This is a genomic window from Paenibacillus sp. CR_12 (assembly GCF_041953985.1).
GTDB lineage: Bacteria > Bacillota > Bacilli > Paenibacillales > Paenibacillaceae > Paenibacillus_AQ > Paenibacillus_AQ lautus_A.
Map to the genome: position 1 here is coordinate 1334587 of NZ_JAVFHO010000002.1, position 14523 is coordinate 1349109.

The following is a 14523-nucleotide window of genomic DNA, read 5'->3' on the forward strand; positions in this document are numbered from 1 at the left end:
CAAAGGAAAGGATTATGCCATGCGAACAGAGAACCAGATCAAATCCAAAATCAATGAACTTTCGATGCAAAAGAAAAAACTGCAAACCCGACTGGCAGCTCTCGAAGAGAACAGCCCTGAGCGCGCTTCCCTTCTCAATCAGGATGCCCGTCTTGACGACATGATTACCATGCTGGAATGGGTGCTGTTTGAACCAAGCGGTTCCTATCATATGTAATAAACGGCGAATAAACGGCAGGGGCGCACATTTGCGCCCCTGCTTTTTATTAAGGTTATAGAATACACCATGTTACAGCAGAGCTGAACACTTCTATAATCACAAGGTTTTTTCTTAAGATCTCAGAAAGTATAAACATCGAAGCATGGGCCTTCCTGATATCGCAAGAAAAACGTCCTATACATGCGGTCTGTCTTCTGAGAATGTACGTCGATAGAGGTTTTTCTTTAGATCTCAGAAAGTATGAACTTCGAAGCATGGGCCTTCCTGATATCGCAAGAAAAACGTCCTATACATGCGGTCTGTCTTCTCAGAATGTACGTCGATAGAGGTTTTTCTTATACTTGCGCCTCCTTCTCCTGCGTGAACCGCTCCAGCCAACGGACATAGAGCTCTTCATTCTCGGGAGAAAAGCAAACGAAATCAATCCGCTCCAGCCGGTTATCCGGCAGATCTTCCTCAAGCAGCTTCGTGACCGCCTTTAACGCCACGTCACATGCCGGAGCTTTAGGATACTCGTAGATACCCGTGCTTATATTAGGAAAGGCGATGCTTTTGGCACCGACCTCGATTGCAAGCAGGAGACTGTTGCGGTAGCATTCCGCCAGCGTATGCTCCTCGCGCCTTCCGCCGCCCTCCCAGATCGGGCCGACGGTATGAATGATATGCTGGGCAGGCAGCCGGCCTGCTCCTGTAATCACGGCGTTGCCTGGCGGGCAGCCGCCTTGCTGCTTGCGAATTTCCATGCACTGCTCCATGATCTCCGGCCCTCCGGCGCTATGAATCGCGCCATCCACGCCTTTTCCGCCCAGCAGTCCCGAATTTGCAGCATTGACGATAATGTCGCCCGTCCATGTCGTTATATCGCCTATAAAGACGGAGACCGATGTCCTTCCGATTTTAAATGTTTTCATTTCGGAAAATCTCCTTTCGGTCTTTTATTTCTCTATTACCCCGCAAGAGGGTGGATTGACCCGGTTCGACCTATTCTGTCCTCGCCTTTTTTTTCGCGGCTGCAGACAGACGGTCGGTTAAGCTCTTCTCCTCCGGCCCCTGCAGCGCTTCCTCCACGGTCCGATAAAACATCAGCGTGCCGGTGTCCCTGGCCTTGGTCAGATGATGAAGAAACACGTTGCCGGCTTGCTCCAGCTTCAAGTCTTCGGATTCATTTCTGACCCGGCAAAGATATACCTTCATCAAGCCTTGCGGATCGCGAAATTCCATGACGCCGATCGGACTCAGCGTCCTTTTGTCCTCCTCGGTGAATTGAGGCGTCATATAAACGGTATATTCCGAAGCAGGCGGAGGAATGTATGCTTCCCGCTTTTTATCCGCAATTAATTTGGAATTCATAAACGCGATGTAACCCGCTGCCGCGAACAATAGGATGCAGGCAGCGATTGCGATATTCTGCATGAATGTCTCTCCTTGTACATAATCAGTCCATGAGGCATCAACCTAAAAATCTTCTGTTATATAAACACCCGCAATACGGCAATAGCCAGTAAATGCAGCGGATAAAACGAACGCCATACCCAGCGGCTCACACGGACGGACTCCAGTTTTCTCCATACATGAGGGCCATAAGCTATCACGGCCGTCGGGATCACGCTCCACATCTGCAGCTCCCAATCATTAAGGAACCAGAACAGCAGGTTCAATAACATATGAAGCGGAACGAGCCAGCCGGCCTGAGCATATCGGAAAATCAAGATCAACAGCAAGCCGTAGGCTCCGTAATCAAACGGAAACTCACTCATCAACGCACAGGCTGCAACAACCACCATCCATGATAGCAGCCGGGAATCCGATCGTTCCAGCACATAAAGAACCAAGGCTCCGGCCAACAAGGTTACGACCACGTTCAGCCCTTCGGGATCCAGCGCAAGCTGGTACGGAATTTGGGAGACCGCTGCAATAACGGCCAGCCGTGCGATATACTTGGGTCTCGATGAAGTGTAGCGGTGTCCCTGCACGAGAGCGTAAACATAGATTGGAAATGCGATGCGGCCGATGATTCTCCACATCTCCTGATGCGGAAAAAACACAAGCCCGATATGATCAATCAGCATCGTCAGCATGGCGATCCACTGCATGATAACCCCCTCCTCGCGCGGTAAGATGAACATTCGTTATGTATGTGGAATCGATATATCTATTATGGGTTGCAAACAGGGGACTTGCAAGCGGAGAAAAGATGAAGAATTGGGTATCCGGCATCCATGTCCGATATCCTATATAATAAGAACAAAGGCAGCTTGAGGACGAAGGAAACGCTGGTTTGAATCCTAGTATCAACATCTTCTCAGATGGAGGTGACTGCCCGATGGAAAAGAAAAAAAACAACATGGCCTTAGGCATATGCATGGGGATCGGCGTGGGCGTGGCGATTGGAGTGGCAATGAATAATATTGCTATTGGCATAGCAATCGGTGTTGCCATCGGCATATCGTTCGGCTCCGCCATGACAAACAAGAACAAAAGGCCGCCCCAAGAATAAACGAAAACGCCAAAGAACAAGGAATAGACCACCCGGCTAGAATCGGGTGGTCTATTCGGTTTCCGTCAAACTTACCTCATGACTGCAAGAATGGACCGGATGTTTCCGTTACGGACTTCATGGGCCCACTTTCCCGTAAGGAGGGGGCCATCAACCTCGAAGGTGTCTCCTCCCGCCGTCGTCAAGGTGAACCGCTGAATCGCAACGCCGTCCTGTCCGAACGTATTTGCCGCGCGCTCGCTGCGATACGTTACCTTGACGGAACCGAGGAAGGTGAACGACACCTCCTGCCGCTCGTCAAACAGCCAAGCCGGAAGCACCGGGTTCAGATGAAGCTGAAGCTCGTTGTCCTCATAACGGAATACTCTTTTTCCGGCCATCATCATAATCCACATGCTTAAGAATTCGGCCGTCGATCCGCTCAGCCTTGCCACAAAACCGCGTCCGTGCACATGGGGATCCGGATTGACGCTGCTGGCGATGAACGATGAATTTTCCAGGGTGCTGCGTCCATAAACGGCCGGGTCCAGAAATGGGATAAGCGATGTTTTGATTTCCGAGAAAAACTCGTCGTACAGTCCCGCTTTTAATAAGGAAAGCAAGTATTTATAGGTCATATGCAAAAATACGGATTCCCGCTCCAGCCAGCCGGCCGTGAATGCGCGGATGCGTCCGATTTCATCGCCTTCCCCTTCCAGGCTGACGGACGTCTTATACATCCCCAGCGCGGCATCATATAAATCGGAAGCCTTGATCCGATCATACATCGCTCTCGCCTGGCCTTCATTGGCGAGCTTCATTCCACGGGCCGGGGCTTCGAGAAAATGCGGAAGCGCATATGCTTTGAATTCCAACACTTTGGCGGCAGGCAAGCCATAGCGGGTGATGACCGGGCTGCCCTCCGCATCCCGGATTTCTTCGAACCGCTCCGCTTCAAAGCGGAAGTACGTTGGAACGATTCCGCCTCCCAGCTGCTCGGCACGCTGAATCCCTTCTTCAATCTTGTCCAGGAAAGCCGCGTATATCCTCTTTACGTGTTTCACCGGAATCTCGACCTCCAGGCCGCTGATGCCGTATCGGACGGATGCCCGATAAGACTCGCGCTGCCCAGCTACCCGATCCCAATATCGGAAGGAGTCCAAAACGCCGGTTTGATATTGCTGCACGGCATCATATACGCCCTCTAAATAAGAGGCGATTTCCTCCGGCACCATCACCGTATGATGACCGAACCGCTCGGCAGCCTCCACAATGAATGCCACCATACGCTTCAATTCCATCGTTTCGCTCATCCCGGAGCCGAACAGACCCGGCAATCCGTTCATCGCGTCATTCCAGCCCGGCTTGTTTGCCTCCATCTCAACGCCCATCCCGTAAGGATCGAGCGTTGCCATTTTATTGAGGGATAACGAGATCATTTTGACAAACAGATTCGTACGGTAAATGTCGCCTTGTCCGCCATTCACCCGCAGCCATTCCGCCGCGTTCCGCTTTCTGCCGAGCTTATTCAGCTTCTCCTCGTCCTCCAGCAGCGCGCCGTACTGGCGAACCTTGCCCCGGCTGATCACGACCTTCTCGCTCCGTGGGAGCACATATACCGGGCTGTCAAAGAATGTATAGGCATTCTCGCCAAACAGCAGCTCTTCATATCGGTCGGGATAAATATCCAGGAAACCATCAACCAAATCCATGTTATAGGTCCAGTGGTCCGACCAGAAGCCTTCGCCGAACGAAGCCGCAAAATGCTGTTCGGATATCGTCAGCAATCCCGATAAGAACCGTTCCTCGTCGATCGCCAGCCGAATGCCTTGATCCGATATCGCGTTAATGATTTTGCCCGGGGTGAAATCCCCGGCGCATGCCTTCGCGAGCTTATCGTAATCCTCCCGAGCCGCGGAGGCTTGCAGCAACTTTTCCAATTCCCCCTCCATGCCTGGGGCTACTCGAAACCTCGTGCCTTCTACGCTAAGGGGATTATAACCGTCGGCTTGAATGAGGCTGAAGAACATCCGGATGTTGAACGTGCCCACCTTCGGATTGAAAAACACATCATTTCGGCGGTTCTGATTCATGTCCCGGAAATTGCCGTTCCCTTGTGAATAATATTCCGGGGCCAGCGAGAAAAAGTTATAGTCCCGCTCCGGATCCCCGTGCTTGCGGGAATAGAGGTGGACGACCGCGCCTTCTTTCCCGTTATCGAATATGAACGGATAACCGCCCCGCAGGAAATTGTCCAAATAGGACTGCCGGCTGTATTCATCAAATACAGGCAACCCTGTTTGGGTAGCTACGTCATCGGTTAATTCCCGGGTCAATGCCGATGCCTCCTTGCGTTTATCGAGGATATAGGCAGGCGAACACAAATCTTTCGAGCGTTTGTTGATTTTGCCGATATCGTTCACATGACCAACCAGCGTATACACCGTTGCCGTCTCCCCAGGCTCAAGCCGCGCCGATAATCCGCTGAAGCCGCATGGCACTTTGTTCACAGGATACGGCGTGGCTTGCGCCAAGGATTCGATCGAACCCGCGGCAAATCGATCGGGGTGGATCAATGAAGTGTTTCCGCCGAATATCAGCTCAAAATCTACGATCGGTTTGATCAAATTCCCGTGCTGATCAAACGACAGATAGAAATGGCCGTTCGTAACTTCGGTAACCTCCGCCTCATCATGCGTACTGGAGCGAACCTTATAGAATGGTATGCCCCGGTCCAGATTCTTCACTTCCATCCAGCTTCGCAGCAGATTGCCGACCTCCTTGTACCCGCTGTTCTCGACGCCGTAAGGCAGAATCTCCGGCATACCGTCCAGCAGTTCAAGCGATTCCGTCCGGGCCCCGATATTCGTCACGCTGACCTGGCGGACGAGCGCGGCAAAATCTTCACCGGGCAGCTGGAAATACGACACCGATGTTCGAAGCCCTTTATCTGCATGCTCCTCCTCGATGACCAGCTCATTCTGACGAATCAGCATCGTTCTCCGTGCCTTCGTGTCCGGCTGAAAGGATTGGAACGGCTCATATACGGCCGGCGTCCCGGCCATCTTGATAAACGTGCGGAAGCCGGTGGCGGATACGTTCTTATACGAGATATTGGCCGGCGAGAATTCCATGATCGGCGAATTCTTGTCGCGTATGCCGAAACTGCTTATCCCTTGGCCCCGATTGACGTAAAAGGTCCACATCGGTATCCCCTTCAATCCGGCAATCCCCGGCAGGAAGCTGGAAAACGGCTTGGCGAGATCATACTGCTCGATAACAAAGGCATCCTTCTCAAAACGATAATTGGACATGTTCAAATCCTCCTTAAATGAGTGCATCATTCGCTGAAATCAAGAATCCGCCCGTTTCGAAACCGGTTTCGAAACGGGTTAAAAATGAACCCTGCTCTTTAGGTTCACCTTAGGTGACCGGGCGGCAGGACTCCCGGATCATTAATTCGACTGGCAGCATAACCGACTTCACGGCGGTATCCCGCTCTTCGATTGAAGAAAGAAGGATCTCCGCGGCAACCTTGCCTAGCTGCTCCGTATCCTGGCGGACCGTCGTTAATGCAGGGGTAATGTAGCGGGACATTTCAATATCGTCAAATCCGATGACCGACACGTCTCCCGGCACGCTCAGGCCATGGTCCAGCACGGCTCGAATCGCTCCAAGCGCGAGCAAATCCCCAGCGGCGTAAACGGCTGTCGGCCGATCCGCGAGCGCAAGCAGCCTCTTCATGGCTTCGTATCCGCTCTCGGTGGAGTAAAAATCGCTGCCGGTTATGTACTCTTCCCTTAGGTTCAGATCCAGCTCACGCAGCGCTGTTTCATAGCCATGTTGGCGCTGCTCGCCTGCAAACGTATTCAATCCGCCCGAAATATGGGCAATGCTGCGATGTCCAAGCGAGTGCAAATACCGGATTGCCAGCATGCTGCCTCCGATATTGTCGGAGTAAACCGAATGCACGTGCTCCGGTGACGAATCCAGAATGACGCACGGAATGCCGCTATCCAGCAGCTCCTGGAAATCGGGATCATCATTGCTCGACAGGATGACCACAACGCCGTCGACGCACCTGATTTTGCAATGCTCCACGTAACTGCTTCTTCGGCCGCCGACATCCTTGGAAATGAACATCAGGTCATACCCTTTGGATACGGAGATTTTCTTAAAGCTTTCGATGACGGCTCCAAAATAGGGATGCCGAATTCCGGCTCCCGTGGCTTCAACAAAAAGAATGCCGATAGTCCAGGATCGCTTGGTCGTAAGTGACCTGGCATTGGCGTTTGGAAGATACCCCATTTCCTTCGCGGTTTCCAGGATCTTGACCCTCGTCTTTTCCCGGACGTCCGGATAATTGTTGAAGACTTTGGATACCGTCGTAGGCGAATAACCTGTTTTCTTCGCAATATCGTAAATCGTTGTCAACCTTGGAATCAGCTCCTGCCCTTCGCCGACATAATCTAAAACCATCTCTCTGGTATTAAATTCTACCTGTGCCGGCAGGCACTCGTCAATGTTATTCCGCACATCCGGGCAGGAGCTAAAACTCCCGGTTTTCCAAATGACAACGGCTAGGACAAGCTGGCGGAGGCGTTCTGCGATTTAGCGGAATGATCCGTTTCCTGATGCCGAATCATCAGCATGCAGATCAGCGCAAGCAGCATGCTGCCGGCGGCGCAATAAAACAGGATCGAATACCCCATTCCGTCAATAAGCTTGCCCAGCAGAGGCGGCGACGATATCGCCGCCAGCGAAGATACCAAATAGTACATTCCTGTCCGCGTTCCGATGCTGTCCTCCGATCCGGTCGATACGATGAAAGGGTAAGAATTGATATTGATGCAGGCCCAAAACAATCCGCCAACGGTCAGCAGTACGCGAAGCAGCAGCAGCGATTCTACCCATGGGACGAGCGCAAAGACAATCAGCAGCCCGCTGACGCCGATCAGGATCAGCCGTTTCTTCCCGAATTTACCGCCAAGCCATCCGCTGGGAATCGCAAACAGAACGAAGGCGAGCGAAAAAAACGTCAAGGAAAAGGACGCCTGCGATTCCGTCAGCCCCATCTCATTCTTCCCGTACAGCGTAAACAGCGTCTCAACCCCTTGGTACGCCACGAACCAGAAGAATATGGCCGCCAGCAGCAGCACCGTCGTTCGATTGATTTGGCTTTTAAAGGATATTTTGGCCCTGGCGGCCGTCTGGGCTTGATAGCCCGGAGCGTCGCGTTTCTCTTGGATGAACGTCTTCAGAATGAACAAAGAGACAAGCGTTACGCCGGCAGCTGCAATAAAAGGCAGCGACGCATGGGCGCTGTACAGCACCGAGCCCACGCCGAATGCCAATATGGACCCCAAGCCGCCCATAAAGTTAATGATGCCGTTGGCTCTGGTGCGCCGCTTCTCTTCCGTTATATCCGGCATCAATGAAACGGTTGGCGAACGGTACAGGCTCATGGCCAGGTTCATGAGGACCATGAACAGCAACAACGTCGCCATTCCGTTATGAAACGGAATTATGGCCGTAAACAAAGCGCCTAACGGCATTCCGATAAGCAGGTAAGGCATTCTTCTGCCGTACCGGGTGTGGGTACGGTCGCTTCGGCTTCCAATCCATGGCTGCAAGAACAAGGCAAAGTAATTGTCGATCGTCATAAAAAAACCGATCCATGCGACACTGGATATGTAATCCTCCAGAAAGTAGGGCACAAACGCATTGTACAGTGCCCAGGTAATGCTAATGCTGAAAAAGCCGAATCCCAGCAGCCATGTTTTCCTCACAAAGTCACGCTCCCTTGGTTTGCAGCAGTCCGTTCAGCACATCCGGATAATCCGTAATGATGCCCGCAACGCCCGCATCCATCAACTCTTTCATCCGTCCCTCGTCATTCACGGTCCACGGATGATAGGCGACGCCATGCTGCTTCGCTTCCGTTACCCACTCCGGCAGAACCGCCCGATGGTATGCGTGCAGGGCATCCGCTTTAGCCAATTTGGCGTATTCCCACGGCTGGTACAGCCCTTCGCCGTACAGCAGCCCGGTACGAATTTCTGGATCAATAAGTTTGCATTCCACCAGGGAATAATGATTGAAGCTCGAAATGACGATTTGCTCCGCCATGTTGTAATGCCTTACAGCCTCAATCACGCGCTTTTCCAGCTCGGGATATTGGATCGTTCCGTTCTTCAGCTCGATATTAACAATCGTGCCGCGGTTTTGGGTTAATTCCAGCAGCTCTTCCAGCAGCGGAATCCGTTCGCCTTGGAAATCGGCACCAAACCATGAGCCTGCGTCCAGCTTGGCCAGCTCGTCGTATGTATAATCCTTGACAAGCCCCTCGGCCCCCGTCGTGCGGGCGACGCTCTCGTCATGGATCAATACCAGCTTTCCGTCCTTCGTCATTTGGACGTCGGTTTCGATCCCGGTAGCTCCCTGCTCCAAGCCTTTGGCAAAGGCAGCCATCGTATTCTCGGGGCATATGGCCGATGACCCGCGGTGCGCGAAATTGATCAATTGTGACATTTGTACTTCCTCCTGAGTGATTAAGTTTTGGTTTTGTACTATAAATATAGCTCGCAAATGTTAGAGCTATGTTATCATTCCATTTTTCATATTCCACATCGGTTGATGAAACCCTGTCATGTCCTAATTAATTTTTCAAATGATTGACCAATTTGCATGTCAGGCATATAATTGTTTAGACAAGTATTTTTGAAAACCTGAAATGAAAGGTGTGACTTTTTCTTGAAAATACCTAAACGCAACCCTTCCATCGGTTTTCATCTGGGTTACACCTATCGGCGCGCATCCCAATTGTTTGCCAATGCCCTGAAGCCCTATGACATCACCCCCGAGCAATGGCTGGTTCTGTACCACATCGGCGAGCACGAGGGCCTGAATCAGAAGGAAGTTGCCGCCAAAGCGGACAAAGACCAACCCACGACAACCCGTATTCTGGACCTGCTCGAGAAAAAAGGATACACTCGCAAAGCCGTATCGGTTAACGACCGAAGAGCTTTTCAGCTCTTTTTGACAGATACAGGCAAGGAACTGATTGAAGCGACCACAGCCATCGAAAGTCAATGCGGAAGCCAATTAATCGAGGGCATTGACGAGAAGCAATTGGAGATGTTCTGGGACACACTCTCGCGCATCAATGCCAACATACACAACTTACACAACAACAGGAGAGATGTTCCACATGAATGATATCAACACGAAACAACCGCTATGGACCAAAGAATTCATCACGTTGATGGTCAGCAACCTTTTTCTGTTCCTGACCCTGCAGATGATGCTGACCACGCTGCCCGCATACGCCAAGGAGGCGTTCACGGCAAGCCCCTTGCAGGTGAGCCTCATAACCAGCCTGTTCGCCTTCAGTGCGATCGCGTCCCGCTTCGTATCAAGCAAAGCGCTGGAAAAAGGAAAGCTGAGGCTGCTGCTGTACGTCGGGCTGCTGATTTCCCTGGCAGCCACGCTCGGTTATTACTGGGCGAGCGGCATAGCCTTACTGCTGCTGATGCGCATATTGTTCGGCATCGGCTTTGGGATGACAAGCACCTCGTTTCCAACCATGGCATCGGATGTCATTCCAATCAAACGCTTGGGCGAGGGCATGGGGTATTTTGGGCTATCCACTACGCTTGCCATGTCGATCGGTCCCATGATCGGCTTGACGCTGCTGCAAAGCGGCGGTTTCACTCCGCTCGTGTTCATCACGGTCTTCATCAACCTTCTGATCTTCCCTCTCGCCTACCTCCTGACATCAAGAGCGGCTAAACGGAACGCGGAGCGCCCTGCAGCGGTTCAACCCCGAGTTGAGGATAAACCGAAGGGCTCCTTCAACAAAAAGCTGATCCTTCCCAGCGTCCTCAACTTTTTGATGTCGATTACGTACGGCGGATTGCTGAGCTTCATGGCATTGTTCGGAGCGGAGGCTCACCTCCGGAATCCCCAGTATTTTTTCTTGTTCAACGCCATTGCCATCATTCTCGTACGGCCGTTCTCCGGCAGAATTTATGACCGGTATGGACATAAGGCGCTTGTTATACCCGCTGCGATTCTGATGGTATCCGGTTTGCTCCTGCTTACCTTCGCCACATCGACGGGATCCATGCTGTTATCGGCACTTTGCTACGGCATAGGCTTTGGGGCGATGCAGCCGTCCATCCAGACCTGGATGATTCAGGAGGTTCATCCGCTGCAGCGCGGCATGGCCAACGGCATGTTCTTCAACTCCCTGGATTTCGGCGTGGCCATCGGCTCGATCGCGCTCGGCGCCATCGCCAAATCTACATCCTATGCCATCATGTACCGATACTCGGCGATTGCGCTCGTGCTGTTGATCCTGATTTATATCATCATGCAGGCAGCCGGCAAGTCGCGTTCCCAATCCACCACGGCAGTCGAGGACACCGAGGCTACCGCGGCAGGTTAACGAACAAAGCGATAACGAAAAAGCTTCGTCAGCTGGAATGCACGAAAACCGGGATGATGCTTGGCCATAAGGAAAGGGATCGGCCATCCAAACTGACCCGGCCATATGAGAAAAGGTCTTGTCCATTATTTATGGACAAGACCTTTCTTTTTCAATCCTTGCGGTTTCTTGAAATCGACCCGGTATGAATTCCCTCCGGAATCGTCCTCTTTTGCCTCCGGCTTCACCGCGAACAACGTAAGCAGGCCGCCTACAGCCGCCACAGCTGCCAGCGTGCCAAACATCACCCAGTGGTTCGCGCCCAGCAGGAGAGAAACGACCGGCGGCCCCAGCGATACCCCGATAAAACGCATGCTGCTGTAAAGCGAGGTGATGGTGCCGCGCTGCTCCTTCTCCACGCCTTCCGTCAGCAGCGTATCCATGCACGGCAGCACCATGCCGATCCCGATACCGCCAAGCGTCATCATTCCGACGACAAAATAGATCTGTTCGCTAAAGCCGGTGACGATCAGGGAAGCCGTCAAAATAACCATGCCGGCGAAACCGGTCCACTTCTTTGCCGCTTTGTTTTTGCCCGTAAATTTACCGGCTAAATAAGAAGATAGGCATAATAAAGCCAGTGGAATTGCAAGCACCAATCCTTTTACTACGCCATGTAATTTGTAAGTGCTTTCCAGCGTCTCCGACAAATAAAAAAGAACGCCGAATACGCCAAACATTGCGATGCCGCCGATGGCGAATATCGCATACAACCATCTTCCCTTCTCATGCAAAACCCCCTTGGTCGTTTTCAAAAACTCACGCAGAGATTGTTTATCATTGTTATTCGACTTTGGCGTCTTCACGAGAAAAATGACGAGCACGAGTGAAATCAGGCATAGAACCGGAATCGATATAAAGGGCAAGAACCAGATGAAGCTTCCCAGCAGCGCACCCAATATCGGACTGACAACCTTACCGAACGTGTTGGAGGTTTCAATGATTCCCAGGCTTTTGCTAACCTCTTCTTCCTCTTTGAACATGTCGCCGACAAGCGGGATGACGATCGGGAAGGCCCCCGCTGCGCCGATTCCCTGTAGAAACCGGCCGGCTAATATGACATAATACGCCCCTGTCCCGCTTAACAGCCAGGCAGCTACCGCGGACACAGCTCCGCCTAACGCCGCAATAATCAAGCTCGGGATGATGATCTTCTTTCTTCCATACCGATCCGACAAATACCCGGCGATCGGAATCAGCAAGATGGCTACAACAGCATATACCGTTATCAGCATACTCACTTTGAAGGAGCTGATCCCTAAAACTTTGGAAATTTGCGGCAAAATGGGAATCAGCATGGAATTGCCTAACGTCATGATGAGTGGTATGGATGCTAGGGCAACCAGATCCCATTTCTTGTTTTCCATGAGAGAAGACCACCTTTGCGTTATCTGTCATCCATATTGTAGGTTCTTTCGCCCAGAATATGCATGACGGCAAGGTGGCCGTTTTTTCCCATATGCAATTTTTCCTTAATTATACTTTAAAGCCGGACATCAACTGACGAAGCTTGCCAGACATCACGTTAAGATCTTCAACGGAATTTGTGATTTCTTCCATGGACGCCAGCTGCTCTTCCGTTGCGGCACTGACGCTTTGCGTACCGCCTGCCGTCGTCTCCGTGACCTCCTGGATTCGACGGATCGCGTGAACGAGCTCCCCGGCTCCCGAATTCATCTGTTCGGTTGCAGCGGTGACGCTTTGAATCTGCCCGTTCAATTCGCCGACCGACTGCTCGATCTCCTTAAAGGCTCGCTCGGCTCCTTGCGCCACGTTCATGCCTTCGGTTACTTCGCGGGTTCCCTGTTCCATCACGCCGGCCAGATTCACGATGTCTTGCTGCAGCTCGTGAACGAACTGTCTGATTTCGACGGAGGAGTTCGATGCCTGATCAGCCAAATTCCGGACCTCTGCGGCGACGACCGCAAAACCTCTGCCATGCTCGCCAGCCCGAGCGGCCTCAATGGAGGCATTCAAGGCAAGCAGTGAGGTCTGCTCCGCAATTTCGATGATGATCTGTCCCATCGCCCCGATGTTGGAGGCCTTCTCTCCGAGCGCACGCACGGATTGCGCAGATTGGTCCACGCTGGTACGGATGCCTTCCATCTGGGTTAGCGTATGTACAAGTGCCTGTTCCCCTTCAGCCGCAAGCTTGTTCGCCGCTGCCGCCAGCCCGGAAACGTCTTGGGCTGCAAGCGCGATATGCTTCATGCCTTCCGCCATATCCGTAACGGTCGCCGTAGTTTCCTCCGTATCCTGCAGCTGGTTCTCTACCCCGGCAGCCAGCTCTTCCATAATCCCGGACGTTTGGTGGGAAGCTTGACGGATTTCCTCTGTCGTCGAATGCAGCGTCGAAGCAGCGATACCCACTTTACCTGCAGTATCCTGCACTTGGACGACCAGCTCCCTGAAGCCATCGACCAATTTATTATAAGCATCGGCTACATCCCTGATTTCATCTTTCGTTGTAATGTGTAATCGGGTAACCAGATCACCCCCGCCTTCGGCAATCTTCAGAAGCTGACTGCTCATCTGGTTCAACGGACGGATCGAACGGGTCAGGAGATAGCCCTGTATGGCAAAATAAACGACGGCGGCCGCTCCGATCAGCATGATGATCAAATTCTGAAACCGGCTGCTGGCCGCAATCTGATCAGCCTGCTTCGCCAGGGTTTCATTTTTATGTACCGTAAACTTTGCGATCAGCTCGCTAAATGACTTGCGCACTTCCCGCTCCTTGTTAAAGGCAGCTTCGTACACCCGGAAAGGGACCGCCTTGTAAAAACCGGTGTCATACCCCAATTTGTTCAATACCTCGGCTATGGCCTCGGAGTATACGACATAACCGGCTTCAATCTCGTTAAATACCTTCTGGTCTTCTTCTGCCGTCATTAAGCCTTTGGTTTCGGCCATGAGTTTGACGACGGACTCCTGTTTCGATTTCAATGAATCTGCAAAGGTCGAATCACCGGTCAATAAGTAGCCCCGCTCATCATTGGAAACGCCAGTCAACAGGGTCTCCAATTGCGTCAGGTTATAAATGACCTTCTGGTCCTCTTCAATAATCTTGCTGAACCTCTTCTCCGTCATATTCGATGTGATAAACGCAATGATTACGATAACCGCCGTAACCGTCGCAAGTATCGTAGACGAAAGAATTAATTTTGTTTTTATCTTCATCCGCAAGCACCCGACCTTTGATATAAGTAATATACCCCCATTCCTTTTTTCGTCAAATTTGTGTCAAGAGTGAATAGGCAGGACTACCGTGAAATCGCTTAACTCGAAAATAATTGAAAAAAATTTATTAATCACCGGTCAAATGTTGATAACTCCCTC

General features: G+C 51.8%; 13 protein-coding genes. 4 read left to right on the top strand and 9 right to left on the bottom strand.

Annotation, left to right across the window (positions count from 1 at the left end):
• Positions 1-19: 19 nt before the first annotated feature.
• Entirely contained in the window at positions 20-217 is a 198-nt protein-coding gene (locus RB297_RS09835; protein ID WP_015736388.1) for a hypothetical protein, read from the top strand.
• Positions 218-555: 338 nt separating this feature from the next.
• Here the strand turns inward: RB297_RS09835 and RB297_RS09840 are convergent, their stop codons facing one another.
• From RB297_RS09840 to RB297_RS09850, 3 genes are all read right to left on the bottom strand, one after another.
• The gene (locus RB297_RS09840; RefSeq protein WP_375120328.1) at positions 556-1131 is read right to left on the bottom strand and encodes a macro domain-containing protein; all 576 of its coding nucleotides are present in this window, start codon (positions 1129-1131) and stop codon (positions 556-558) included.
• A gap of 70 nt (positions 1132-1201) precedes the next feature.
• Complete coding sequence (locus RB297_RS09845; protein WP_096776735.1) at positions 1202-1633, bottom strand: hypothetical protein; 432 nt, start codon at positions 1631-1633, stop codon at positions 1202-1204.
• Positions 1634-1689: 56 nt separating this feature from the next.
• Positions 1690-2313: a TraX family protein gene (locus tag RB297_RS09850; RefSeq protein WP_009592213.1), complete on the bottom strand. Its 624-nt coding sequence runs from the start codon at positions 2311-2313 to the stop codon at positions 1690-1692.
• 230 nt (positions 2314-2543) lie between these two features.
• Between RB297_RS09850 and RB297_RS09855 the strand changes: the two genes are divergently transcribed.
• Entirely contained in the window at positions 2544-2717 is a 174-nt protein-coding gene (locus tag RB297_RS09855) for a glycine zipper domain-containing protein (RefSeq protein WP_015736392.1), read from the top strand.
• A gap of 71 nt (positions 2718-2788) precedes the next feature.
• On the opposite strand, the gene RB297_RS09860 is transcribed toward RB297_RS09855, so the two are convergent.
• The 4 genes from RB297_RS09860 to RB297_RS09875 form a co-directional block, all read right to left on the bottom strand.
• The gene (locus tag RB297_RS09860; RefSeq protein ID WP_375120329.1) at positions 2789-6010 is read right to left on the bottom strand and encodes a cellobiose phosphorylase; all 3222 of its coding nucleotides are present in this window, start codon (positions 6008-6010) and stop codon (positions 2789-2791) included.
• A gap of 109 nt (positions 6011-6119) precedes the next feature.
• On the bottom strand, positions 6120-7130 hold the full coding sequence (locus tag RB297_RS09865) for a LacI family DNA-binding transcriptional regulator (protein WP_375120330.1): 1011 nt from the start codon (positions 7128-7130) through the stop codon (positions 6120-6122).
• Between the two features lie 146 nt (positions 7131-7276).
• Positions 7277-8485: an SLC45 family MFS transporter gene (locus RB297_RS09870; RefSeq protein WP_375120331.1), complete on the bottom strand. Its 1209-nt coding sequence runs from the start codon at positions 8483-8485 to the stop codon at positions 7277-7279.
• A 4-nt stretch (positions 8486-8489) separates the two neighbouring features.
• Positions 8490-9227 carry a glycerophosphodiester phosphodiesterase gene (locus tag RB297_RS09875; RefSeq protein WP_096776738.1) on the bottom strand — a complete coding sequence of 246 codons (738 nt, stop codon included), beginning with the start codon at positions 9225-9227 and terminating at the stop codon, positions 8490-8492.
• A gap of 222 nt (positions 9228-9449) precedes the next feature.
• Between RB297_RS09875 and RB297_RS09880 the strand changes: the two genes are divergently transcribed.
• Together RB297_RS09880 and RB297_RS09885 are read left to right on the top strand one after the other, a co-directional pair.
• Positions 9450-9914, top strand: a complete 465-nt coding sequence (locus RB297_RS09880; protein ID WP_036663997.1) for a MarR family winged helix-turn-helix transcriptional regulator — start codon at positions 9450-9452, stop codon at positions 9912-9914.
• Positions 9907-11145 (top strand): MFS transporter, encoded by a 1239-nt coding sequence (locus tag RB297_RS09885; protein ID WP_375120332.1) that lies wholly within the window; start codon positions 9907-9909, stop codon positions 11143-11145. Before RB297_RS09880 ends, RB297_RS09885 begins: the two co-directional genes overlap by 8 nt.
• 125 nt (positions 11146-11270) lie before the next feature.
• Here the strand turns inward: RB297_RS09885 and bcbE are convergent, their stop codons facing one another.
• Positions 11271-12575: a bacillibactin exporter BcbE gene (gene bcbE, locus RB297_RS09890; RefSeq protein ID WP_306436892.1), complete on the bottom strand. Its 1305-nt coding sequence runs from the start codon at positions 12573-12575 to the stop codon at positions 11271-11273.
• Between the two features lie 85 nt (positions 12576-12660).
• Positions 12661-14364 carry a methyl-accepting chemotaxis protein gene (locus RB297_RS09895; protein ID WP_036664013.1) on the bottom strand — a complete coding sequence of 568 codons (1704 nt, stop codon included), beginning with the start codon at positions 14362-14364 and terminating at the stop codon, positions 12661-12663.
• Positions 14365-14523 lie beyond the last annotated feature (159 nt).

Coding starts and splice junctions, on each gene's coding strand:
- RB297_RS09835 (WP_015736388.1), top strand. CDS start 20: ATGCGAACAGAGAACCAGATCAAATCCAAAATCAATGAACTTTCGATG.
- RB297_RS09840 (WP_375120328.1), bottom strand. CDS start 1,131: ATGAAAACATTTAAAATCGGAAGGACATCGGTCTCCGTCTTTATAGGC.
- RB297_RS09845 (WP_096776735.1), bottom strand. CDS start 1,633: ATGCAGAATATCGCAATCGCTGCCTGCATCCTATTGTTCGCGGCAGCG.
- RB297_RS09850 (WP_009592213.1), bottom strand. CDS start 2,313: ATGCAGTGGATCGCCATGCTGACGATGCTGATTGATCATATCGGGCTT.
- RB297_RS09855 (WP_015736392.1), top strand. CDS start 2,544: ATGGAAAAGAAAAAAAACAACATGGCCTTAGGCATATGCATGGGGATC.
- RB297_RS09860 (WP_375120329.1), bottom strand. CDS start 6,010: ATGTCCAATTATCGTTTTGAGAAGGATGCCTTTGTTATCGAGCAGTAT.
- RB297_RS09875 (WP_096776738.1), bottom strand. CDS start 9,227: ATGTCACAATTGATCAATTTCGCGCACCGCGGGTCATCGGCCATATGC.
- RB297_RS09885 (WP_375120332.1), top strand. CDS start 9,907: ATGAATGATATCAACACGAAACAACCGCTATGGACCAAAGAATTCATC.
- RB297_RS09895 (WP_036664013.1), bottom strand. CDS start 14,364: ATGAAGATAAAAACAAAATTAATTCTTTCGTCTACGATACTTGCGACG.